19 protein-coding genes are annotated in these 15,288 nt (G+C 69.9%); 12 read left to right on the top strand and 7 right to left on the bottom strand.

What is annotated here, in order from left to right:
- Positions 1-2: 2 nt before the first annotated feature.
- From truA to rpsI, 3 genes are read left to right on the top strand one after another with little or no spacing between them, the layout of a single operon-like run.
- A complete protein-coding gene (gene truA, locus JF886_RS01090; RefSeq protein WP_337308781.1) occupies positions 3-782 on the top strand; it encodes a tRNA pseudouridine(38-40) synthase TruA in 780 nt (259 codons plus the stop codon).
- Positions 779-1,255, top strand: a complete 477-nt coding sequence (gene rplM, locus JF886_RS01085) for a 50S ribosomal protein L13 (RefSeq protein WP_337308739.1) — start codon at positions 779-781, stop codon at positions 1,253-1,255. Before truA ends, rplM begins: the two co-directional genes overlap by 4 nt.
- Entirely contained in the window at positions 1,242-1,643 is a 402-nt protein-coding gene (rpsI, locus tag JF886_RS01080; RefSeq protein ID WP_337308737.1) for a 30S ribosomal protein S9, read from the top strand. Before rplM ends, rpsI begins: the two co-directional genes overlap by 14 nt.
- Here rpsI and JF886_RS01075 read toward each other — a convergent pair.
- Positions 1,640-1,771 carry a hypothetical protein gene (locus JF886_RS01075; protein WP_337308735.1) on the bottom strand — a complete coding sequence of 44 codons (132 nt, stop codon included), beginning with the start codon at positions 1,769-1,771 and terminating at the stop codon, positions 1,640-1,642. The two genes, rpsI and JF886_RS01075, sit on opposite strands and share 4 nt — an antisense overlap.
- Positions 1,771-2,157, bottom strand: a complete 387-nt coding sequence (locus JF886_RS01070; protein WP_337308732.1) for an alpha/beta fold hydrolase — start codon at positions 2,155-2,157, stop codon at positions 1,771-1,773. The genes JF886_RS01075 and JF886_RS01070 overlap by 1 nt, the downstream gene beginning before the upstream one ends.
- Before the next feature lie 66 nt (positions 2,158-2,223).
- Here JF886_RS01070 and JF886_RS01065 point away from each other — a divergent pair, with 66 nt between their 5' ends.
- From JF886_RS01065 to JF886_RS01050, 4 genes are all read left to right on the top strand, one after another.
- Positions 2,224-2,949, top strand: a complete 726-nt coding sequence (locus JF886_RS01065; RefSeq protein ID WP_337308729.1) for a WecB/TagA/CpsF family glycosyltransferase — start codon at positions 2,224-2,226, stop codon at positions 2,947-2,949.
- On the top strand, positions 2,946-3,647 hold the full coding sequence (locus tag JF886_RS01060; protein ID WP_337308727.1) for a dolichyl-phosphate beta-glucosyltransferase: 702 nt from the start codon (positions 2,946-2,948) through the stop codon (positions 3,645-3,647). The genes JF886_RS01065 and JF886_RS01060 overlap by 4 nt, the downstream gene beginning before the upstream one ends.
- Before the next feature lie 140 nt (positions 3,648-3,787).
- On the top strand, positions 3,788-3,985 hold the full coding sequence (locus JF886_RS01055) for a hypothetical protein (protein ID WP_337308725.1): 198 nt from the start codon (positions 3,788-3,790) through the stop codon (positions 3,983-3,985).
- A gap of 92 nt (positions 3,986-4,077) precedes the next feature.
- Complete coding sequence (locus JF886_RS01050; RefSeq protein WP_337308723.1) at positions 4,078-5,160, top strand: sensor histidine kinase; 1,083 nt, start codon at positions 4,078-4,080, stop codon at positions 5,158-5,160.
- 2 nt (positions 5,161-5,162) lie between these two features.
- Here the strand turns inward: JF886_RS01050 and JF886_RS01045 are convergent, their stop codons facing one another.
- Entirely contained in the window at positions 5,163-6,098 is a 936-nt protein-coding gene (locus JF886_RS01045) for a cation diffusion facilitator family transporter (RefSeq protein WP_337308721.1), read from the bottom strand.
- Positions 6,099-6,148: 50 nt separating this feature from the next.
- Positions 6,149-6,784 (bottom strand): DsbA family oxidoreductase, encoded by a 636-nt coding sequence (locus tag JF886_RS01040; protein ID WP_337308720.1) that lies wholly within the window; start codon positions 6,782-6,784, stop codon positions 6,149-6,151.
- A gap of 69 nt (positions 6,785-6,853) precedes the next feature.
- Between JF886_RS01040 and JF886_RS01035 the strand changes: the two genes are divergently transcribed.
- Both JF886_RS01035 and JF886_RS01030 read left to right on the top strand, forming a co-directional pair.
- Positions 6,854-7,225, top strand: a complete 372-nt coding sequence (locus JF886_RS01035) for a DUF192 domain-containing protein (protein WP_337308719.1) — start codon at positions 6,854-6,856, stop codon at positions 7,223-7,225.
- Positions 7,226-7,264: 39 nt separating this feature from the next.
- Complete coding sequence (locus tag JF886_RS01030) at positions 7,265-8,320, top strand: NAD(P)-dependent alcohol dehydrogenase (RefSeq protein ID WP_337308718.1); 1,056 nt, start codon at positions 7,265-7,267, stop codon at positions 8,318-8,320.
- Here the strand turns inward: JF886_RS01030 and JF886_RS01025 are convergent.
- Positions 8,305-9,387, bottom strand: coding sequence for a winged helix DNA-binding domain-containing protein (locus JF886_RS01025; RefSeq protein ID WP_337308779.1), 1,083 nt, complete (start codon positions 9,385-9,387; stop codon positions 8,305-8,307). The two genes, JF886_RS01030 and JF886_RS01025, sit on opposite strands and share 16 nt — an antisense overlap.
- Positions 9,388-9,455: 68 nt before the next feature.
- On the opposite strand from JF886_RS01025, the gene JF886_RS01020 reads away from it, so the two are divergent.
- Complete coding sequence (locus tag JF886_RS01020) at positions 9,456-10,421, top strand: DNA polymerase domain-containing protein (RefSeq protein WP_337308717.1); 966 nt, start codon at positions 9,456-9,458, stop codon at positions 10,419-10,421.
- A 469-nt stretch (positions 10,422-10,890) separates the two neighbouring features.
- Here the strand turns inward: JF886_RS01020 and JF886_RS01015 are convergent, their stop codons facing one another.
- A complete protein-coding gene (locus JF886_RS01015) occupies positions 10,891-11,322 on the bottom strand; it encodes a hypothetical protein (protein WP_337308715.1) in 432 nt (143 codons plus the stop codon).
- Entirely contained in the window at positions 11,322-12,029 is a 708-nt protein-coding gene (locus tag JF886_RS01010) for a TetR/AcrR family transcriptional regulator (protein WP_337308713.1), read from the bottom strand. Before JF886_RS01010 ends, JF886_RS01015 begins: the two co-directional genes overlap by 1 nt.
- Before the next feature lie 531 nt (positions 12,030-12,560).
- Here JF886_RS01010 and JF886_RS01005 point away from each other — a divergent pair.
- Entirely contained in the window at positions 12,561-13,178 is a 618-nt protein-coding gene (locus JF886_RS01005; RefSeq protein ID WP_337308711.1) for a ComF family protein, read from the top strand.
- A gap of 44 nt (positions 13,179-13,222) precedes the next feature.
- On the top strand, positions 13,223-15,288 hold a 2,066-nt coding region (gene secA, locus JF886_RS01000), incomplete at its 3' end, for a preprotein translocase subunit SecA (RefSeq protein ID WP_337308709.1).

Raw genomic sequence — 15,288 nt, 5'->3', positions numbered from 1 at the left:
CAATGCTCCGGCTCGTGCTCGAATACGATGGCAGCGACTTTCACGGCTGGCAGGCCCAACCGTCGGTGCGCACCGTCGAGGGGGTGCTCCGCGAGGCTTTACGCCAGGTCACCGGCGAGTCGCCCCGGCTGAGCGCCGCCGGTCGCACCGACGCCGGCGCGCACTCGCACGGCCAGGTTGTCGGCGTGCCGTTGGTGCGCGAGTGGGAGGCGGAGCGCCTGTCGAGCGCGCTCAACGCGGTACTACCCGGCGACGTTGCGGTGCGCCACGCGGAGCCGGCACGTGACGATTTCAATGCCCGCTACGACGCGCTCAACCGGACCTACCGGTACGTGGTGGTGTCGCGCCGCGAGCGCGCTCCGTTGCTGCGCCGCCATGCGTGGCAGGTGAGCGGCGACCTCGACGCCGCCGCGATGCGCGCCGCCTGCGCGCTGCTCGTTGGCCGCCATGATTTCGCCGCGTTCGGGCGGTCGCCGCGCGAGGGTGGGAGCACGGTGCGCACCGTCGAGCGCGCCGAGGTCCGCCGCGTCACCGCGCCGGTGGCCGACGAGATCCCGGCGCACGTCATCGAGGTGAGCGCCGACGCATTCCTGTACGGCATGATGCGCGCCGTCGCCGGTGCGCTGGTCGCGGTGGGCCGCGGCCGGATGAGCGTGGAGGACGTCGCCGCCATGCTCGACGGGCCCACGGATCGCGCCACGGTCACCGTTGCTCCGGCCCGCGGGCTGCACCAGTGGAGCGTGACCTACCCGGCGGCGCCGGCGGCGGAGACCAACACATGACCCAGACCTCGCAGCGGACGTACACCGCCAAGCCGGGCACGCTGACCGACACGTGGTACCTGGTGGACGCGCGCGGCCAGACACTGGGGCGCCTGGCGGTCAACATCGCGCGCATCCTGCGCGGCAAACACCGCCCGCAGTTCACCCCCCACCTCAACACCGGCGAGCACGTGGTGGTGATCAACGCGCGCGACATCGTGGTCACCGGCCGCAAGCGCACGCTCAAGACGTACGACCGCTACTCGGGATACCCTAGCGGTCGCCACGAGCGCACCTACGACGAGCAGATGGAGCGCGACCCGACGTACCCGATCATCCACGCGGTGCGCGGCATGCTCCAGCACAACACGCTCGGCGCGGAGATGCTCAAGCGGCTGCGCGTGTACCCCGGGCCTGAGCACCAGCACGCCGCGCAGCAGCCCAAGCCGATCAGCTTCGGCGAACTCGGAGAGATCAAGCTTGCCAGCAACTAGCGAGCACTACTACTACGGCACCGGGCGGCGCAAGAGCGCGGTCGCGCGGGTGCGCCTCGTCCCCGGTGACGGCCTCCTGGTCATCAACGGCCGCTCGCCGAGCGAGTACTTCGGCCGCCGCGACCTCGAGACCGTGGTCACCCAGCCGCTGCGCGTCACTGACAACCTCGGACGCTTCGTGGCCAGCATCAAGGTGGAGGGCGGCGGCGTCGCCGGCCAGGCGGGAGCGATCTGCCACGGCATCGCGCGCGCACTCGTCTCAGCGGACGCGGAGCTGCGCCCGGCGCTGAAGAAGGCCGGCTTGCTGACTCGCGATCCGCGCGAGAAGGAACGCAAGAAGTACGGGCTCAAGCGGGCCCGCAAGGCGCCTCAGTACACGAAGCGCTAGTCGCTCAGTTCCTTCACGAAGGCGGCCACCTGGTCGAGAGCGTCGTGGAGCACCGGTGCCAGGCCGTGCCCCACTCGCTGGTACATCACCAGGCGCGCGTCGGGCAGACGATGCACCGCGTGGCGCATCAGCTCCTCGCGGGCGAAGGGATCCGACGTCCCGCTGACAGAAGCACCGGGCAGGCGATCTGTGGCCAGTGCTCGGTGCGCTGCTCCTCGGCGTGGCCCGGGCGGTGGAGGGGGTAGCTGAGCAGCACCAGCCCGGCGACCATCCCCGCCTCGTCGGACGCTGCCAGCATGCTGGCCACCCGTCCTCCGTACGAGTGGCCGCCGATGACAGCGGGCGCGCCGACCTCGGCCAGGAGGCCGGCGTACACCGGCAGCGCGCGTTCGGCACGGCCGCGGGGTAGGTCAACGGCGGTGGCGTCGATCCCGCGCTTGCGCAGGCCGGTGACGTGGGCGCGCATCGAGGTGGCGTCACCGGAGGCGCCGTGGGCGAGCAGAAGGCGTGTCACAGGCCTGATTGTCTCGGCTGCGACACGGCAGCGGGGAGGGCGCCGATCTCCTGCTAGATTGCCGCAATGCCTCTCACCACGCGCACGCGCGTGCTCGGCTGCCCGGTCGACGTCGTGGACATGGGCACTGCGGTGGAGCGGCTGCTTGAGCTGCTGGCGTCGGCGGGCGGGCAGCCGGCGCTGGTGGTCACCCTCAACCCGGAGATCCTCATGCGAGCGCGGCGTGAACCGAGCTTTGGGGCGCTCCTGGAGTCGGCTGCCTTGATCGTCCCCGACGGGGTCGGCCTGGTCCGCGCGCTGCGCCGCCGCGGCTTCCGCAGGGCGGAGCGCGTCGGAGGTGCCGACCTGCTCGAGGCGTACCTTCCGCACGCGCGGTCGCTCGGTCATCGTGTCGCCTTGGTCGGCGCCGGCCCGGGCGTTGCCGAGCGCGCTGCCGAGGTGCTCCGCCGCCGCCACCCCGGGCTGGACGTGGTCGCCGACGGCGGCGATCCCACCGCTGCCACCGCCGCGCGGGTGGGCGCCACCGAGCCGGCAGTGGTGGCGGCGGCATACGGCGCGGGCCGCCAGGAGCGCTTCCTGCGCGATCACCTCGAGGGCATGCACGGGCACGTCGGCATCGGGGTTGGCGGCACCCTCGACTACCTCGCGGGGACGGCCAGGCGCGCGCCCGCGCTCGTGCGCCAGGCCGGGCTGGAATGGCTGTGGCGGCTCGCCCATGAGCCGAGTCGCTGGCGCCGCCAACTGGCGCTGCCCCGGTTCTGGTTCCTGGAACGCCGTGAGGCGCGGCGGTGATCAGCGTCGTGATCCCGGCGTATAACGAGCGGGAGCGCATCCCGGCCACTCTGGAGCGCATCCGCGAGTACCTCGACACCGCCGCTGAGGCGTACGAGGTGATCGTCGCGGACGACGGCAGCATCGACAGCACCGTCGAGTATGTGCGCGCCGCGACCGAGAGCTGGGCGCAGCTCTCGTTGGTGGCGCTGGAGCGCAACCAGGGCAAGGGCGCGGCCGTGCGTGCGGGCATGCTTGCGGCACGCGGTGAGCACCGCCTCTTCACCGATGCCGACCTGAGCACGCCCATCGAGGAACTGCCCCGCCTGCGCGTCCGCCTCAGCGGTGCCTGCCAGGTGGCCATCGCCTCGCGCGCGGTGCCCGGCGCCACCATCGACGTGCACCAGCCGGGGAGGCGGGAGATGATGGGCCGCACCTACAACCGGCTCGTTCAGTTGATCGTGCTGCCCGGCCTGCACGACACCCAATGCGGGTTCAAGGTGTTCACCGCCGAAGCCGCGGTGGCCTGCTTCGAGCCGCTGCGCACCAAGGGCTTCGGCTTCGATGCCGAGGCACTGTTGCGTGCCCGCCGCAGGGGCTGGGAGATCGCCGAGGTGCCGGTGCGCTGGAGCCATCGCGAAGACTCCCGGGTGAGCGCCCTGCGCGACTCCGGGATGGTCTTGCTCGACCTCATCCGGCTGCGCTTCATGCGCCGCTGAAGCGGTCGACGCAAAAGCATTTCTACTGTCCGTGACCGCCGCGGCCGCGATCGGCCCGTCGAACTCGCTGTTCTTCTAATGGCAGGGCAAACGACTGGAATGGCCCGCTGGGCCTCGGGGGAGCGGGCACCGCGTTCTCGGTGCCCGCCATCGCTTCCAAGGCGACAGATGGCCAGAACCCGGCCGTCGCCGTGCAGGGTCCCGGCAACTCGCTCGACTTCTACTGGAACTTCGGCGGGACGGGGACGGCCCGGTCGGTGTCGGCGGTGCGGGAACGACGTTCTCGTCCGCCAGCTGATGGCAGCCGGGGCCGCACCGCACCGCACGGCCTCGGCTAGCCGGCGCTCCTCGGGTGCTCTGTGGCGAGCGGCGTGCCGGCGGCGTAGACTGACGTCGGCCCATCGCTGCAATCAGTTCAGGAAGGTTGATCGTGACAGCTGAGCTCTCGGCGCCACCATTCACCCTCGACGTGCGGGTGGCGAGGTCGCCGCTGGTGGGGCTGCGCTACGGTGTGGACGGGCGGGCCACGGACATTGACGACCTCATCGAACGCCTCGAGGCCGCTCACTCCGCGGCCGGCGCCGAGCGCGACGAGGTGCGCACCCGGCTCAAGCCGTATGACGCCAACCACCAGGCCATTGTCCAGCGCCTCACCCGGGGAAGCGGCGGGCAGTATCGCCAGCGGCTCGAGGAGGGCCTCGATCTGCGCACCGAGCTGGCCGCGGTCGACGAGCGCATTGTCTGCTTGCGCGGGCGCATCGACGAGCTCCGCGCGCAGCGCGCCATCCTCGCCAAGCTGAAGAAATCGCTGGCGGGGATCGCCACCTTCGAGGGGGCCTCGATCGACGGGCCCGGCGCCGCTGCCAACCAGGCGGTGCGCCAGCTCTTCCACCTCATCGACAAGGACCACGACAGCATGGCCCAGGACATCTTCGAGGGCCCAATGCAGCTCCTCGCCGATGCCGCGCTACACACCGAGTTGATCGGCCACGCGGTGTCGCGCGACCCAGCCGCGGCCGTTGCCGGCGCGGCCAGCTGCCGTCGCTCCACCGACGAAGCGCTGCGCCAGCTCCAGCGGGTGGTGTTCCGGCTGCACCCGGACGACCTCAGCGACGAAGGGCTGGTGGCGTCATTGCGGCGGCTCGTCGGCGATCTCGATGCGACCGTGAGCGCCGCGATCGTTGTGCTCGGCGCGCCCCGCCGCCTGCGCGCGGGCGTCGAGGTGGCCCTCTTCCGGATCGTCCAGGAGGCTCTCGCCAACGCGCTCGCCCACGGTCATGCGAGCACCATCGAGGTGGCCCTGCTGTTCCAGCCGCAGCGGGCGGCGGTGGTGGTGCTCGACGACGGCGAGGGCTTCGACGTCCCCGCCACCGAGGCGCGGCTGGGGCGCAGCACGGGGCTCGGGCTGCTGACAATGCGGCAGCGAGCCGAGATCGAGGATGGCCACCTCGAGGTGCGCAGCGTGGTGGGCGAGGGCACCGAGGTGCGCGCCGGCTTCCCAGCGCCTGACTGAAGCTACCGGGCCCCGCGCGCCGCCTCGTGGACGAGCTCGTGGTGTCCCTCGATGTTGCAGTAGAGCGGAGCCTCCGCAGAACACGACGGGCACTCGGGCTGCACAGTGACGTGCTCGATGCCGAACTCCTCGCAGAGGACGAGCTCGACCGAGCGCATCATGGCGGTGACCTCGCCGAGTGAACGATCGCCGACGATGACGTGGGCTGAGAGGGCCCGATGCTCGCGGTCGAGTGACCAGATGTGGAGGTCGTGCACGCCGTCGATGCCGGGCAGGGAGGCGATCCGGGTTCGCACCGCCTCCGGGTTGAGGTCGCGCGGCGTCCCCTCGTTGAGGATATGCAGCGCCTCGCGCAGCAGTCCCAGGGCACCGACGAAGACCAGCGCGGCTATGAGCAGGGAGACAGCGGCGTCGGCACGCGTCCAGCCCAGAAGGAGCAGCGCCAGCGCCCCGACCACGACCGCCGCGTCAGTGAGCACGTCGGCGATGACGTGGAGCGCGGCGCTCTGCACGCCGAGCCCGCCACCGGCGCCACGCAGGAGCACGGCGATAGCCAGGTTGCCGGCGAGAGCGAGCGCGCCGATCACGAGAACGGGCACCGCCGCCACGGCAGCGGGATGCTGGAGGCGGGTGATGGCGCCGGCGGCGATGACCGCCGCGATCACCACGAGCACCGCCCCGTTGAGGGCGGCGACGACGATGCCGCCGCGGTGATGCCCGAAGGTGTGCCTGGCGCCGGCGGGACGGCGGCTGCGCGAGACCGCATACCAGGTGAGCCCGAGGGTCGCCGAGTCGGTGACCAGGTGGCCGGCGTCGCTGAGCAGCGCGAGTGAGCCCGAGGCCAGCCCGCCGGCGATCTCGGCGACCGCGATGACGGCAACACCGGCGATGGCGAGCCGGACTCGCGACAGCGTGATCGACACGGCCGGCTGGGTCATGGTCCGATTATCCCCCCCGCCGCGCCATCGAACCCTTTGCAGCGATCGGGTCAGTGGACGGCCGCAATCCTCTCGCGATGGCGGCCCACCTCGGCTTTACCGGTGCGGGTGCGCTTGAGCTCGAAGAGGCGCGGCTCGACGAGCACGGGCGCCACCTTGTCCCAGAGCTCGCCGGCCTCCTCGCCGGTGATCCTGGTGTCGACGATGGGGCCGAAGAAGGCGGGGCCGCCGTCGATGCTGAGCGTGGGCACGCCGAAGGCTCCGCGCTCGACCGCGGCGCCATGCTCGGCAAGGAGTTCGTCCAGCGTGCTCGGGTCGGCGACGGCCTCCTCGGCGACGCTCGCCTCGAGGCCGGCAGAGCTGACCGCCGCCCGGAGGACATCGATGGCGCCGAGGTTCTCGGACCGCTCGTGGTTGGCCTCGCCGAGGGCGACGTAGGTGGCCCGTACCGCCTTCTCGCCGCCGGCGCGGCGGGCGGCGACCATGACCCGTAGGGCGTCCTCGCCGGCCTTGAGCGCCGCAGCGTGCTCTGCCTCAGCATGGGCGCGGTTGATCTCGGCGAGCGAGAACAGCTTGGTGGTGATGATGATCGGGCGCACCCGTTCGACCTCGAACAGCCACAGCGCTGTCAGCCAGCACCACGGACACAGGGGGTCGACATGGATCTCGACCTCTTGGTTGCTCATCGCAACCACTGTACCGGAGGGTGCTCAGTTCGTCGTCTGCGCACCCGGATCGCCCGTACCATCGTGCCGATGGCACAGCTGTACCGACTGGAGACAGAGACCGGAACGATCGTCGCGGAGCACGTCGAGGTGGCCAACACCCTCTGGTCGCGCTTCATGGGCCTCATGTTCCGCAGCGAGCTGCCCGCCGGCCACGGCCTGGCGATCAGGCCGTGCAATTCGATCCACATGTTCTTCATGCGCTTCGCGCTCGACGTGGTGTTCGTCGACGGCGACGGCCGGGTGGTGCGCGTGCTCGATTCGATCCGGCCGTGGCGGCCGAGCAGCCTGGTGCGCGGCGCCAAGGCAGCCATCGAGCTGCCTGCCGGAACTGCCGCGCGCTCCGGGATCGCCGCGGGCGTGCTGGTGCGCATGGTGGAGACGGGGCCGGCAGCAGCCTGACCGAGTCGGACCGCGGTGTCTGGTCCGTAGGATGGGCCGATGATTCCCACCCGCGGCTACGCTGCGACCGACCCGACGACGCCGCTCGGCCCCTTCGACTTCGAACGTCGCGACCCGCGTCCGCACGACGTGGTCATCGACATCCTCCACTGCGGTGTGTGCCACAGCGACATCCACCAGGCGCGCGATGAGTGGGGAGAATCGATCTTCCCGATGGTGCCCGGGCACGAGATCGTGGGGACGGTGGCGAGCGTGGGCGCGGACGTGAGCCGGTGGGGGGTCGGGCAGACCGTCGGCGTTGGCGTGTTCGTCGACTCCTGCCGTAAGTGCGAGCCCTGCCTGGCGGGGGAGGAGCAGTACTGCGTCGAGGGGATGACGGTCACCTACAACGGGCTCGAACGCGACGGCCAAACCCCGGCGTACGGTGGCTACTCGGAACGCATCGTCGTCGACGAGAACTACGTGCTGAGCATCCCCGACGGCATCCCGCTCGACGGTGCGGCGCCGCTGCTGTGCGCTGGGATCACCACGTACTCGCCGATCCGCCACTTCGGAGGCGACCAGGCCCGCGAGGCGGCGGTGCTGGGCCTCGGCGGCCTCGGCCACATGGGCGTGAAGTTCCTCAAGGCAATGGGCGCGGGGGTCACCGTGCTCAGCCATTCTCCGGGCAAGAAGGAGGACGCTCTGCGGCTTGGCGCGGACGACTTCGAGGCCACAGCTGACGACGACGTTTTCGACAAGAACGCTGGCCGCTTTGACTTCATTCTCGACACCGTGTCGGCAACGCACGACTACAACGCGTACCTGCGGCTGCTCCGCCGTGACGGCACCATGGTGATCGTGGGGCTCCCCGATGCGTCCACGCTGGAGCCGGGAGCGCTCATCAACAAGCGCCGCCGTCTTGCCGGCTCGGTGATCGGCGGGATCCGCGAGATCCAGGAGATGCTCGACTTCTGCGCCGAGCACGGCATCGCCTCGGACATCGAGGCGATTCGCATCCAGGACATCAACGAGGCGTACGAGCGGACCATGCGCAGCGACGTGCGCTACCGTTTCGTCATCGACATGGCGTCGCTTCGTCAGGGTGGGGGCTGAACCTCCAGCAGGAGTGGAAGCTGGAGGAACGCTGCGTAGCGCGCGGCTGCGGTGGCGATGGCGGCGCGCGCGCGCTTGGTCAGCTCCTGGAATGGTGTGACCGTGACTCGTAGCGTGCCCTGCTCGATGGCGCGCTTCCAGCTGCCGACCACGCGACCGTTGACGACGAGGACGTTGTTGGAGATCACGTCCATGCGGCTGGGCATGTGGTGGAGGTCGGCGGCATCGATGAGATGCGTGCGGTCCGCATACGCCACGGTGTACTCGTCGAAGTCGGGGAGGAGATGCGCAGTCGGGGCGGCCCCACCTGCCCGCTCTGCGGTGGGCGCGAACCAGTAGGTGCGGCCGGCCACCTCGGTACATTCCGTCTGTGGCTGTGCGGTGTTGGCACCGCTCGTCGCGTCAGCGATGGACAGGCCCGACCACCACGCGAAGTCCTTGATGGTGGCGGGCCCGTGGCTGGTGAAGTAGCGCCCGGCGAGCACGGCCAGCGCGGTCGCGCGGTCCTTGGCCGGAGCCGGTGGCACCACCTCGTCGAGCAGCGCGTAGGTGTGCTGCTTGCCGAGCAGCGGCCCGCTGCAGACGATGGCGTCGAGCTCGGCGCCGATCATCAGGTGAGCAAGCCGGTTGTCGAAGCGCGGCTCGATGCCCTCGTGTCGAAGCGCGTCGCCCAGCTCGATACGGGTGAGGGGACCCCGGCGCAGGGCCGCGGCGACAACGCGGTTGCTCTTGGCGAGCATGGCGGCATCGACGCCGGACCTGCGGTAGCCGTAGGCCATCAGCGCTTTCACGCGTGGTGCCGTGAGGAGAAGCATCCAGCGGATGTCCTCGGGGGTGACGAGGTGCCAGGTCGGCCGCAGCACGTGGGTGCGCAGGATGGATCCATTGCTAAGCGCGTCGTCGACATGGGCGCCGGCGAGGTTGGGGGTGCGCTGGGCGACGGCCCACCTGGAGGCGGGGTAGTCCTGGGATTGGACCGCCACGAGGTGGCGCACGACGTCGGCGGGGGTGGCAGGCGGGGACCCGAGCAGGTGCTGGCTGCGCAGGCGCTCGTGGAGGAGGTCCATGTCAGCCACGGGTATACACGCTCGATGGTGCGGTGGGTGGCCAGTCCGCGATGATCGCCAGGAGGGTCATGGCAAGAGCACCTAGCGCAGGGGGCGATGAGCGAGAGGGCGTTCGGCTCACCAACCTCGACGACCCTCTGTTTGAGGGCGCGAAGGCCACCAAGCGTGACCTCGTCGACTACCTCGATGGTGTGGCCGGTCGTCTTCTTCCTGTGCTGCGTGACCGGGCCCTTTCTGTGATCCGGGTGCACCGCGGGCAGGAGGCGTTCATGCAGAAGAACCTTCCGACCTATGCCCCCGAGTGGATCGAGCGGGTCAGCTCGTGGGCGGAATCCTCGAAGCGGGAGGTCACGTACGCACTGTGCAACGACCGCCGCGCCCTGCTCTGGTTCGCCAACCAGCGTGCCGTCGAGTACCACCCCGCCCTCACCACGGCCGCGACTCCCGACCGCGTGACGCACCTGGTGCTGGACCTGGACCCGCCGGACGCCGATTCGTTCCCGATGGCGGTTCGGGCTGCGTACCTGGTTCGCCAGGCGCTCGCCGACGCCGCCTTCGAGGGAGCGGCCAAGACCAGCGGTGCGAAGGGCGTGCACGTCTTCGTGCCGATCGCCGGGGGTGCGCCGGTCGAGGAAGCGGCGGCAGCGACACGAGCGATCGCGGCGCGTGCCGAGCGCCTCGACCCGAGCCTGGCCACCACGGCCTTCATGAAGGAGGACCGCGGCGGCCGCGTCTTCGTCGATGCAACCCGCGTCGGCGCCGCCACCGTGGTGGCCGCATACAGCCCGCGACTGCGGGCCGGGACACCCGTGTCCTTTCCTGTGGGCTGGGATGAGCTCGACCGTGTGGCGCCGGGCGACTTCACTGTGCACACCGCGCTGCCGCTCCTCGGGAAACGCGACCCCTGGGTGGCGAACATGCCCCCCGCGCAGCCGTTGCCGCCCGCGCTCGTCGAAGAGGGGAGGGCGATCCCATCAGGCCGCGTGCAGGCGATGCACGAGGGGCGGCGCCGCTCCCGTGCCCGCCGCGCCTGACGGCAGTCGGGACATCAACCGTCGCGGTGAACCGCGGCGTCGGGTGCGGCGACCCGTCCGCGCGATAGCCCTTGTCGCGGCGGTAGTACCTGAGCGCGCGCCAGCCCGTGCCGGCCAGCGTGACGATGATCAAAGGGATGAGCAGCAGCGAGCTGAAGTAGTGAACCCGCCAGAGCGTGTCGAGGACGAGGGCGGTGGCGTAGGGGATCGGCAAGAGCCCGAGGATGGCGGCGCCGGAGATGGCCACCAGGCGGGCGTTGCCGGCGCGAACGTGGCGCGCACGCCGACGCGTGAAGGGACGCACGCCGAGAACGGCGAGTCCCGGAGTGACCGCGTCGATCACCGGATCCCCCGCACCAGGGACACGGTCGTCATCCGTCGTTGACGCCGTGGATACGTTGTCGCGTCACCTCCGCTTCAATGTACTTTCCCAGGTCCTGATCTGGGCGTGGCGTGCAGGGAGTGTCCGCTAGCCGATCCTGCTGCGCAGGGGCCGAGTAGCGGCCAGAACGATCGTCGCCATCCCACCCACGGCGACAACAACACCCACCCAGAAGAGTGGGATCGTGGATGGGTCATACGTGACAGCGGGGTCGCGGTTGGTGAGGGCCGCGCTCAGGAAACCCGCGGCGCACGCTCCAAAGCCGACGAGGAATCCGCCGAGCGAGAACCAGCGTTGCCCCTGAGATCGCTGAAAGAGAAGGACGCCGGTCGCTCCGGCAACGATGATCCCGTAGTACGCCTCGAGGCTGATGAACGCGGCAGCGCCTCCTGCGAGGATGCTGCCGGCGACGTACACGATGACGGGCGCCTGATGCGCGCCTGCCGGCGTGTTGCGCCGGTTTCTCGCTCGCAGCACCAGGAGGACGATGAGCGCGACGAGAAGGGGAAGCAGGAGCATCATTCGAGCACCAGTCGCTTCGTGCTGCGTCGACGTGAGGCGGCCACTCCTTTGCCGAGCAACCCGTCGATCCAGGGAGCGGTTTCGGTGAGCGTCGCCACCAGCGCCTTCGACCCGCTGGTGTCGCCGCCCCGCATCCGGGCGACGATCTCGAGGCCCATGTAGAGGGCGATCACCGCGGAACCGATGACGCCGGGGTCGAGCCTACCGGCGAGCGGAGAGCCGGCCACGATCCGTTGCGCAAGCGCTTCTGCAAACGTCATCCACGGTTGCATGCGACTGACGATCTCCGGCCCGAGGGCAGGGTCGAATGCCATCGCGCCGACGATCTCCTGCACGGCGGTGAGCTGACCGAGCTCCAGGTCTTCGCCGTACAGCTCCTCCATCGCCGCAGCCAACGCCGCCAACGACGAGACGTCGCCCAAGCGCGCCTGGTAGCGGGCCAGCTGCTCGCCGCTGATCTGGTCGAGGACGGCCAGCAGCAGAGCGTCGACGCTGCCGAAGTGATAGAAGACGAGCGCGGGGCTGAATGCGCCGGTGGCCGCGATGGCGCGGACCGAAACCCCGGCGTACCCGTCCCTTCTCAGGGCCTGGAGAGCCGCGTCGACGATGCGCGTGCGCATGCGATCACCGGCTTCGTTGGGGCGGTGGCGCCGTGCGCGCACGGCGGGTGGCGATGCGGATGCCAGGATCGCGTGCGCCGCCATGGGTCTCCCTGGTCGCCGCTGGCGACCGAGCGGCTTGGCCGTAGCTGAAGCCTGACCGATAGACTTGACCATATGATCAGGTTATCGTGGATGGCAGCGTCCGTCAACCGCCTATGGCGACAGTCAGCGTCAGGTGAGCGAGGCGACCGGCCGGCTGGACGACTTAACGCGAGCTCGGGCGCCGTCGGTTGAAGCGCGCGTCCGGCGGAACAGCCGGATCGGAGGGGAGGCCAACAGCGGCCGCCGCCAAGAGGGATGGCGGCGCCGGGATAATCGGTGCCGGCCATCCCGCGCCTGCTGCCCCGGGATCATCACCCGGGCCGTTCATCCGGAGCGTGGAGACACGACGCAGGCGCGATCGGCGCACGGCGCCCGCAAGGTGCCGCATGGTCCGCCACCAGCGGCGCACCCGTATGTGTCGGGTGCGGGGGAACCACATCGTCCGTTCATTGAGCAACTCCCGCTGCATGGCTTCCGCATTGTGCGCGCACCCAGGGGGCGCTGGCCAACAGGCCGCATACTTACACAGAAATGTATGAGTGGCTGTCCCGGGGGTGCACCGCGGTCCTCGATTGCCTGGCACCGGCTCGCTGCGCCGGTTGCGGAGACGCCGGCCACGTGCTCTGCGAGGCGTGCACCGCCTTCCTGGAGGCGTTCCCAACCCCGCTCATCGCCGGCGCTCGCGCCGCCTTCGTGTACGACGACGAGGTGCGCCTGATCCTCCACCACGGCAAGTTCCGCGACTGCCGCACCGCCCTCCGCGCCCTGTCCTGGCTCGGCGCCTCCCGGCTCACGCCGCCGGTCGGCGCCCTGGTCGTCCCTGTGCCGCTCTCCGGGCGCCGCCTCGCCGAACGGGGTTACAACCAGGCGAGGGTGGTGGCCGCGGCCTTCGCCGACTTCCACCGCCTCCCGATCGCCGACCTGTTGGAGCGGGCGAGGGAGACGCCCCCGCAGAGCACGCTGGACCGCGCGGCGCGCCAGGGCAGCGTCGCGGGCGCGTTCGCCGCGAACGCGGACGTCGACGGGAAGCGCCTGTGGGTGGTCGACGACGTGCTCACCACTGGGGCGACGTCGAACGCCGCCAAGAGCGCGCTTCTCGACGCCGGAGCCGCCCACGTCGAGGTCGCGGTTCTTGCTGCGGTGCTGTAGCCGACGCGCTCGCGCGCCGATGGCCTGCGAGAATTGAACTCCTGATGCCCGTGCTCACCAAGATTCTCGGCGACCCGATCAACCGCGAGATCAAGCGCCATCGCGGCGCCGTCGACCGGACCAACGCGCTCGAGCCCGAGATGCAGGCGCTGAGCGACGCCGAGCTGCGCGCCAAGACCGAGGAGTTCCGCGCTCGCCTCGGCGTGGCCGGACCGGACCTCACGTTCGGTCAGACCTTCACCCAGGGGCTCACGGGCGACGACGAGGAGGACGTCGAGGCGGAATACGCCCGCAAGGAGGCCGCCGAGCGCGCCGGCGAGCGGCGCCGCGGGCTCGATGACCTCCTCCCCGAGGCTTTCGCGGTGGTTCGCGAGGCGGCCCGGCGGACGCTGGGCATGCGCCATTACGACGTGCAGCTGATCGGGGGCATTGTGCTCCACCAGGGAAAGATCGCCGAGATGCGCACGGGCGAGGGCAAGACGTTGGTGGCGACGCTGGCGCTGTACCTCAACGCGCTGGAGGGGCGAGGCGCCCACCTGGTCACGGTCAACGACTACCTGGCCCGCCGCGACGCAGGCTGGAACGCGCCGGTCTACACAGCGCTCGGGATGTCGGTCGCGGTGATCGTGCCCGGTCCCGTCGACAACCCGGACTTCGGCTACATCTACGATCCCGACTATCTCGATGAGACCCATCCGGACGCGCGGCTGCAGCACCTGCGCCCGTGCACGCGGCGCGAGGCGTACGCCGCCGACATCACCTACGCAACCAATAACGAGCTGGGCTTCGACTACCTGCGCGACAACATGGCGCAGTCGCTCGACCGCTGCGTCCAGCGCCATCTCCACTACGCGATCGTCGACGAGGTCGACTCGATCCTTGTCGACGAGGCGCGCACCCCGCTGATCATCAGCGGGCAGGGCAACGAGCCCACCGAGAAGTACTACACATATGCGCGTCTGATCCCGCGCCTGGTCGCCGAGGACGACTACACGATCGATGAGAAGTCGAAGTCGGCAGCGCTCACCGAGGAGGGCGTTGCCAAGATCGAGAAGTGGACTGGCATCACCAACGTGTACGAGCTCGAGCACGTCACCGAGGCCCACCAGATCAACCAGGCGCTGAAGGCGAACGCACTCTACCTGCGCGACCGTGAATACATCGTGCGCGAGGGCGAGGTGATCATCGTCGACGAGTTCACCGGGCGCACCATGCCTGGCCGCCGCTGGTCCGACGGTCTGCACCAGGCCATCGAGGCCAAGGAGGGCGTGAAGGTCCAGCAGGAGAACATCACCCTGGCGACGATCACGTTCCAGAACTTCTTCCGCCTCTACGACAAGCTGTCCGGTATGACCGGGACGGCGCTCACCGAGTCTGAGGAGTTCGACAAGATCTACAAGCTCGAGGTGGTGCCGATCCCCACCAACCAGCCGATGATCCGCGACGACGGCACCGACCTCATCTACAAGAATGAGGAGGCGAAGTTCAAAGCGGTCGGTGACGAGATCGCCGAACGCAACAAGATCGGCCAGCCCGTGCTCGTAGGCACCACAAGCATCGAGAAGAGCGAGCGACTCTCACGCCTGCTGGAGAAGAACGGTATTCCCCACAGCGTGCTCAACGCCAAGTTCCACGAGAGCGAGGCCCAGATCGTCGCCGACGCCGGTCAGCGTGGCTCAGTGACCATCGCCACCAACATGGCCGGTCGTGGCACCGACATCGTGCTCGGTGACGGCGTGGCCGCCGCCGGCGGTCTGTACATCATCGGCACTGAGCGCCACGAGTCGCGCCGCATCGACAACCAGCTGCGCGGGCGTGCCGGTCGCCAAGGCGACCCCGGCGAGACCCGCTTCTTCCTCTCCTTCGAGGACGACCTCATGCGCGTGTTCGGCGGCGAACGGATGCAGGGGATCATGGACCGGCTGCGCATCGAGGAAGACGTGCCCATCGAGAACCGTATGGTGTCGCGGCAGATCGAGGGGGCGCAGTCACGCGTCGAGGGTCACAACTTCGACGCTCGCCGCTACGTCGTCGAGTACGACGACGTCATGAACAAGCAGCGCGAGATCATCTACGGCGAGCGTCGCAAGATCCTCGAGGGCACCGACAC

The sequence above is a fragment of the Candidatus Aeolococcus gillhamiae genome, from assembly GCF_016464765.1.
Lineage (GTDB): Bacteria > Chloroflexota > Dormibacteria > Aeolococcales > Aeolococcaceae > Aeolococcus > Aeolococcus gillhamiae.
Note: the sequence above shows the minus strand (reverse complement) of the source record. Positions and strands in the feature narration are given on the sequence as shown.

Coding starts and splice junctions, on each gene's coding strand:
- truA (WP_337308781.1), top strand. CDS start 3: ATGCTCCGGCTCGTGCTCGAATACGATGGCAGCGACTTTCACGGCTGG.
- rplM (WP_337308739.1), top strand. CDS start 779: ATGACCCAGACCTCGCAGCGGACGTACACCGCCAAGCCGGGCACGCTG.
- JF886_RS01075 (WP_337308735.1), bottom strand. CDS start 1,771: ATGCGCCACGCGGTGCATCGTCTGCCCGACGCGCGCCTGGTGATGTAC.
- JF886_RS01065 (WP_337308729.1), top strand. CDS start 2,224: ATGCCTCTCACCACGCGCACGCGCGTGCTCGGCTGCCCGGTCGACGTC.
- JF886_RS01045 (WP_337308721.1), bottom strand. CDS start 6,098: ATGACCCAGCCGGCCGTGTCGATCACGCTGTCGCGAGTCCGGCTCGCC.
- JF886_RS01040 (WP_337308720.1), bottom strand. CDS start 6,784: ATGAGCAACCAAGAGGTCGAGATCCATGTCGACCCCCTGTGTCCGTGG.
- JF886_RS01035 (WP_337308719.1), top strand. CDS start 6,854: ATGGCACAGCTGTACCGACTGGAGACAGAGACCGGAACGATCGTCGCG.
- JF886_RS01030 (WP_337308718.1), top strand. CDS start 7,265: ATGATTCCCACCCGCGGCTACGCTGCGACCGACCCGACGACGCCGCTC.
- JF886_RS01025 (WP_337308779.1), bottom strand. CDS start 9,387: ATGGACCTCCTCCACGAGCGCCTGCGCAGCCAGCACCTGCTCGGGTCC.
- JF886_RS01020 (WP_337308717.1), top strand. CDS start 9,456: ATGGCAAGAGCACCTAGCGCAGGGGGCGATGAGCGAGAGGGCGTTCGG.
- JF886_RS01015 (WP_337308715.1), bottom strand. CDS start 11,322: ATGCTCCTGCTTCCCCTTCTCGTCGCGCTCATCGTCCTCCTGGTGCTG.
- JF886_RS01010 (WP_337308713.1), bottom strand. CDS start 12,029: ATGGCGGCGCACGCGATCCTGGCATCCGCATCGCCACCCGCCGTGCGC.
- JF886_RS01005 (WP_337308711.1), top strand. CDS start 12,561: ATGTATGAGTGGCTGTCCCGGGGGTGCACCGCGGTCCTCGATTGCCTG.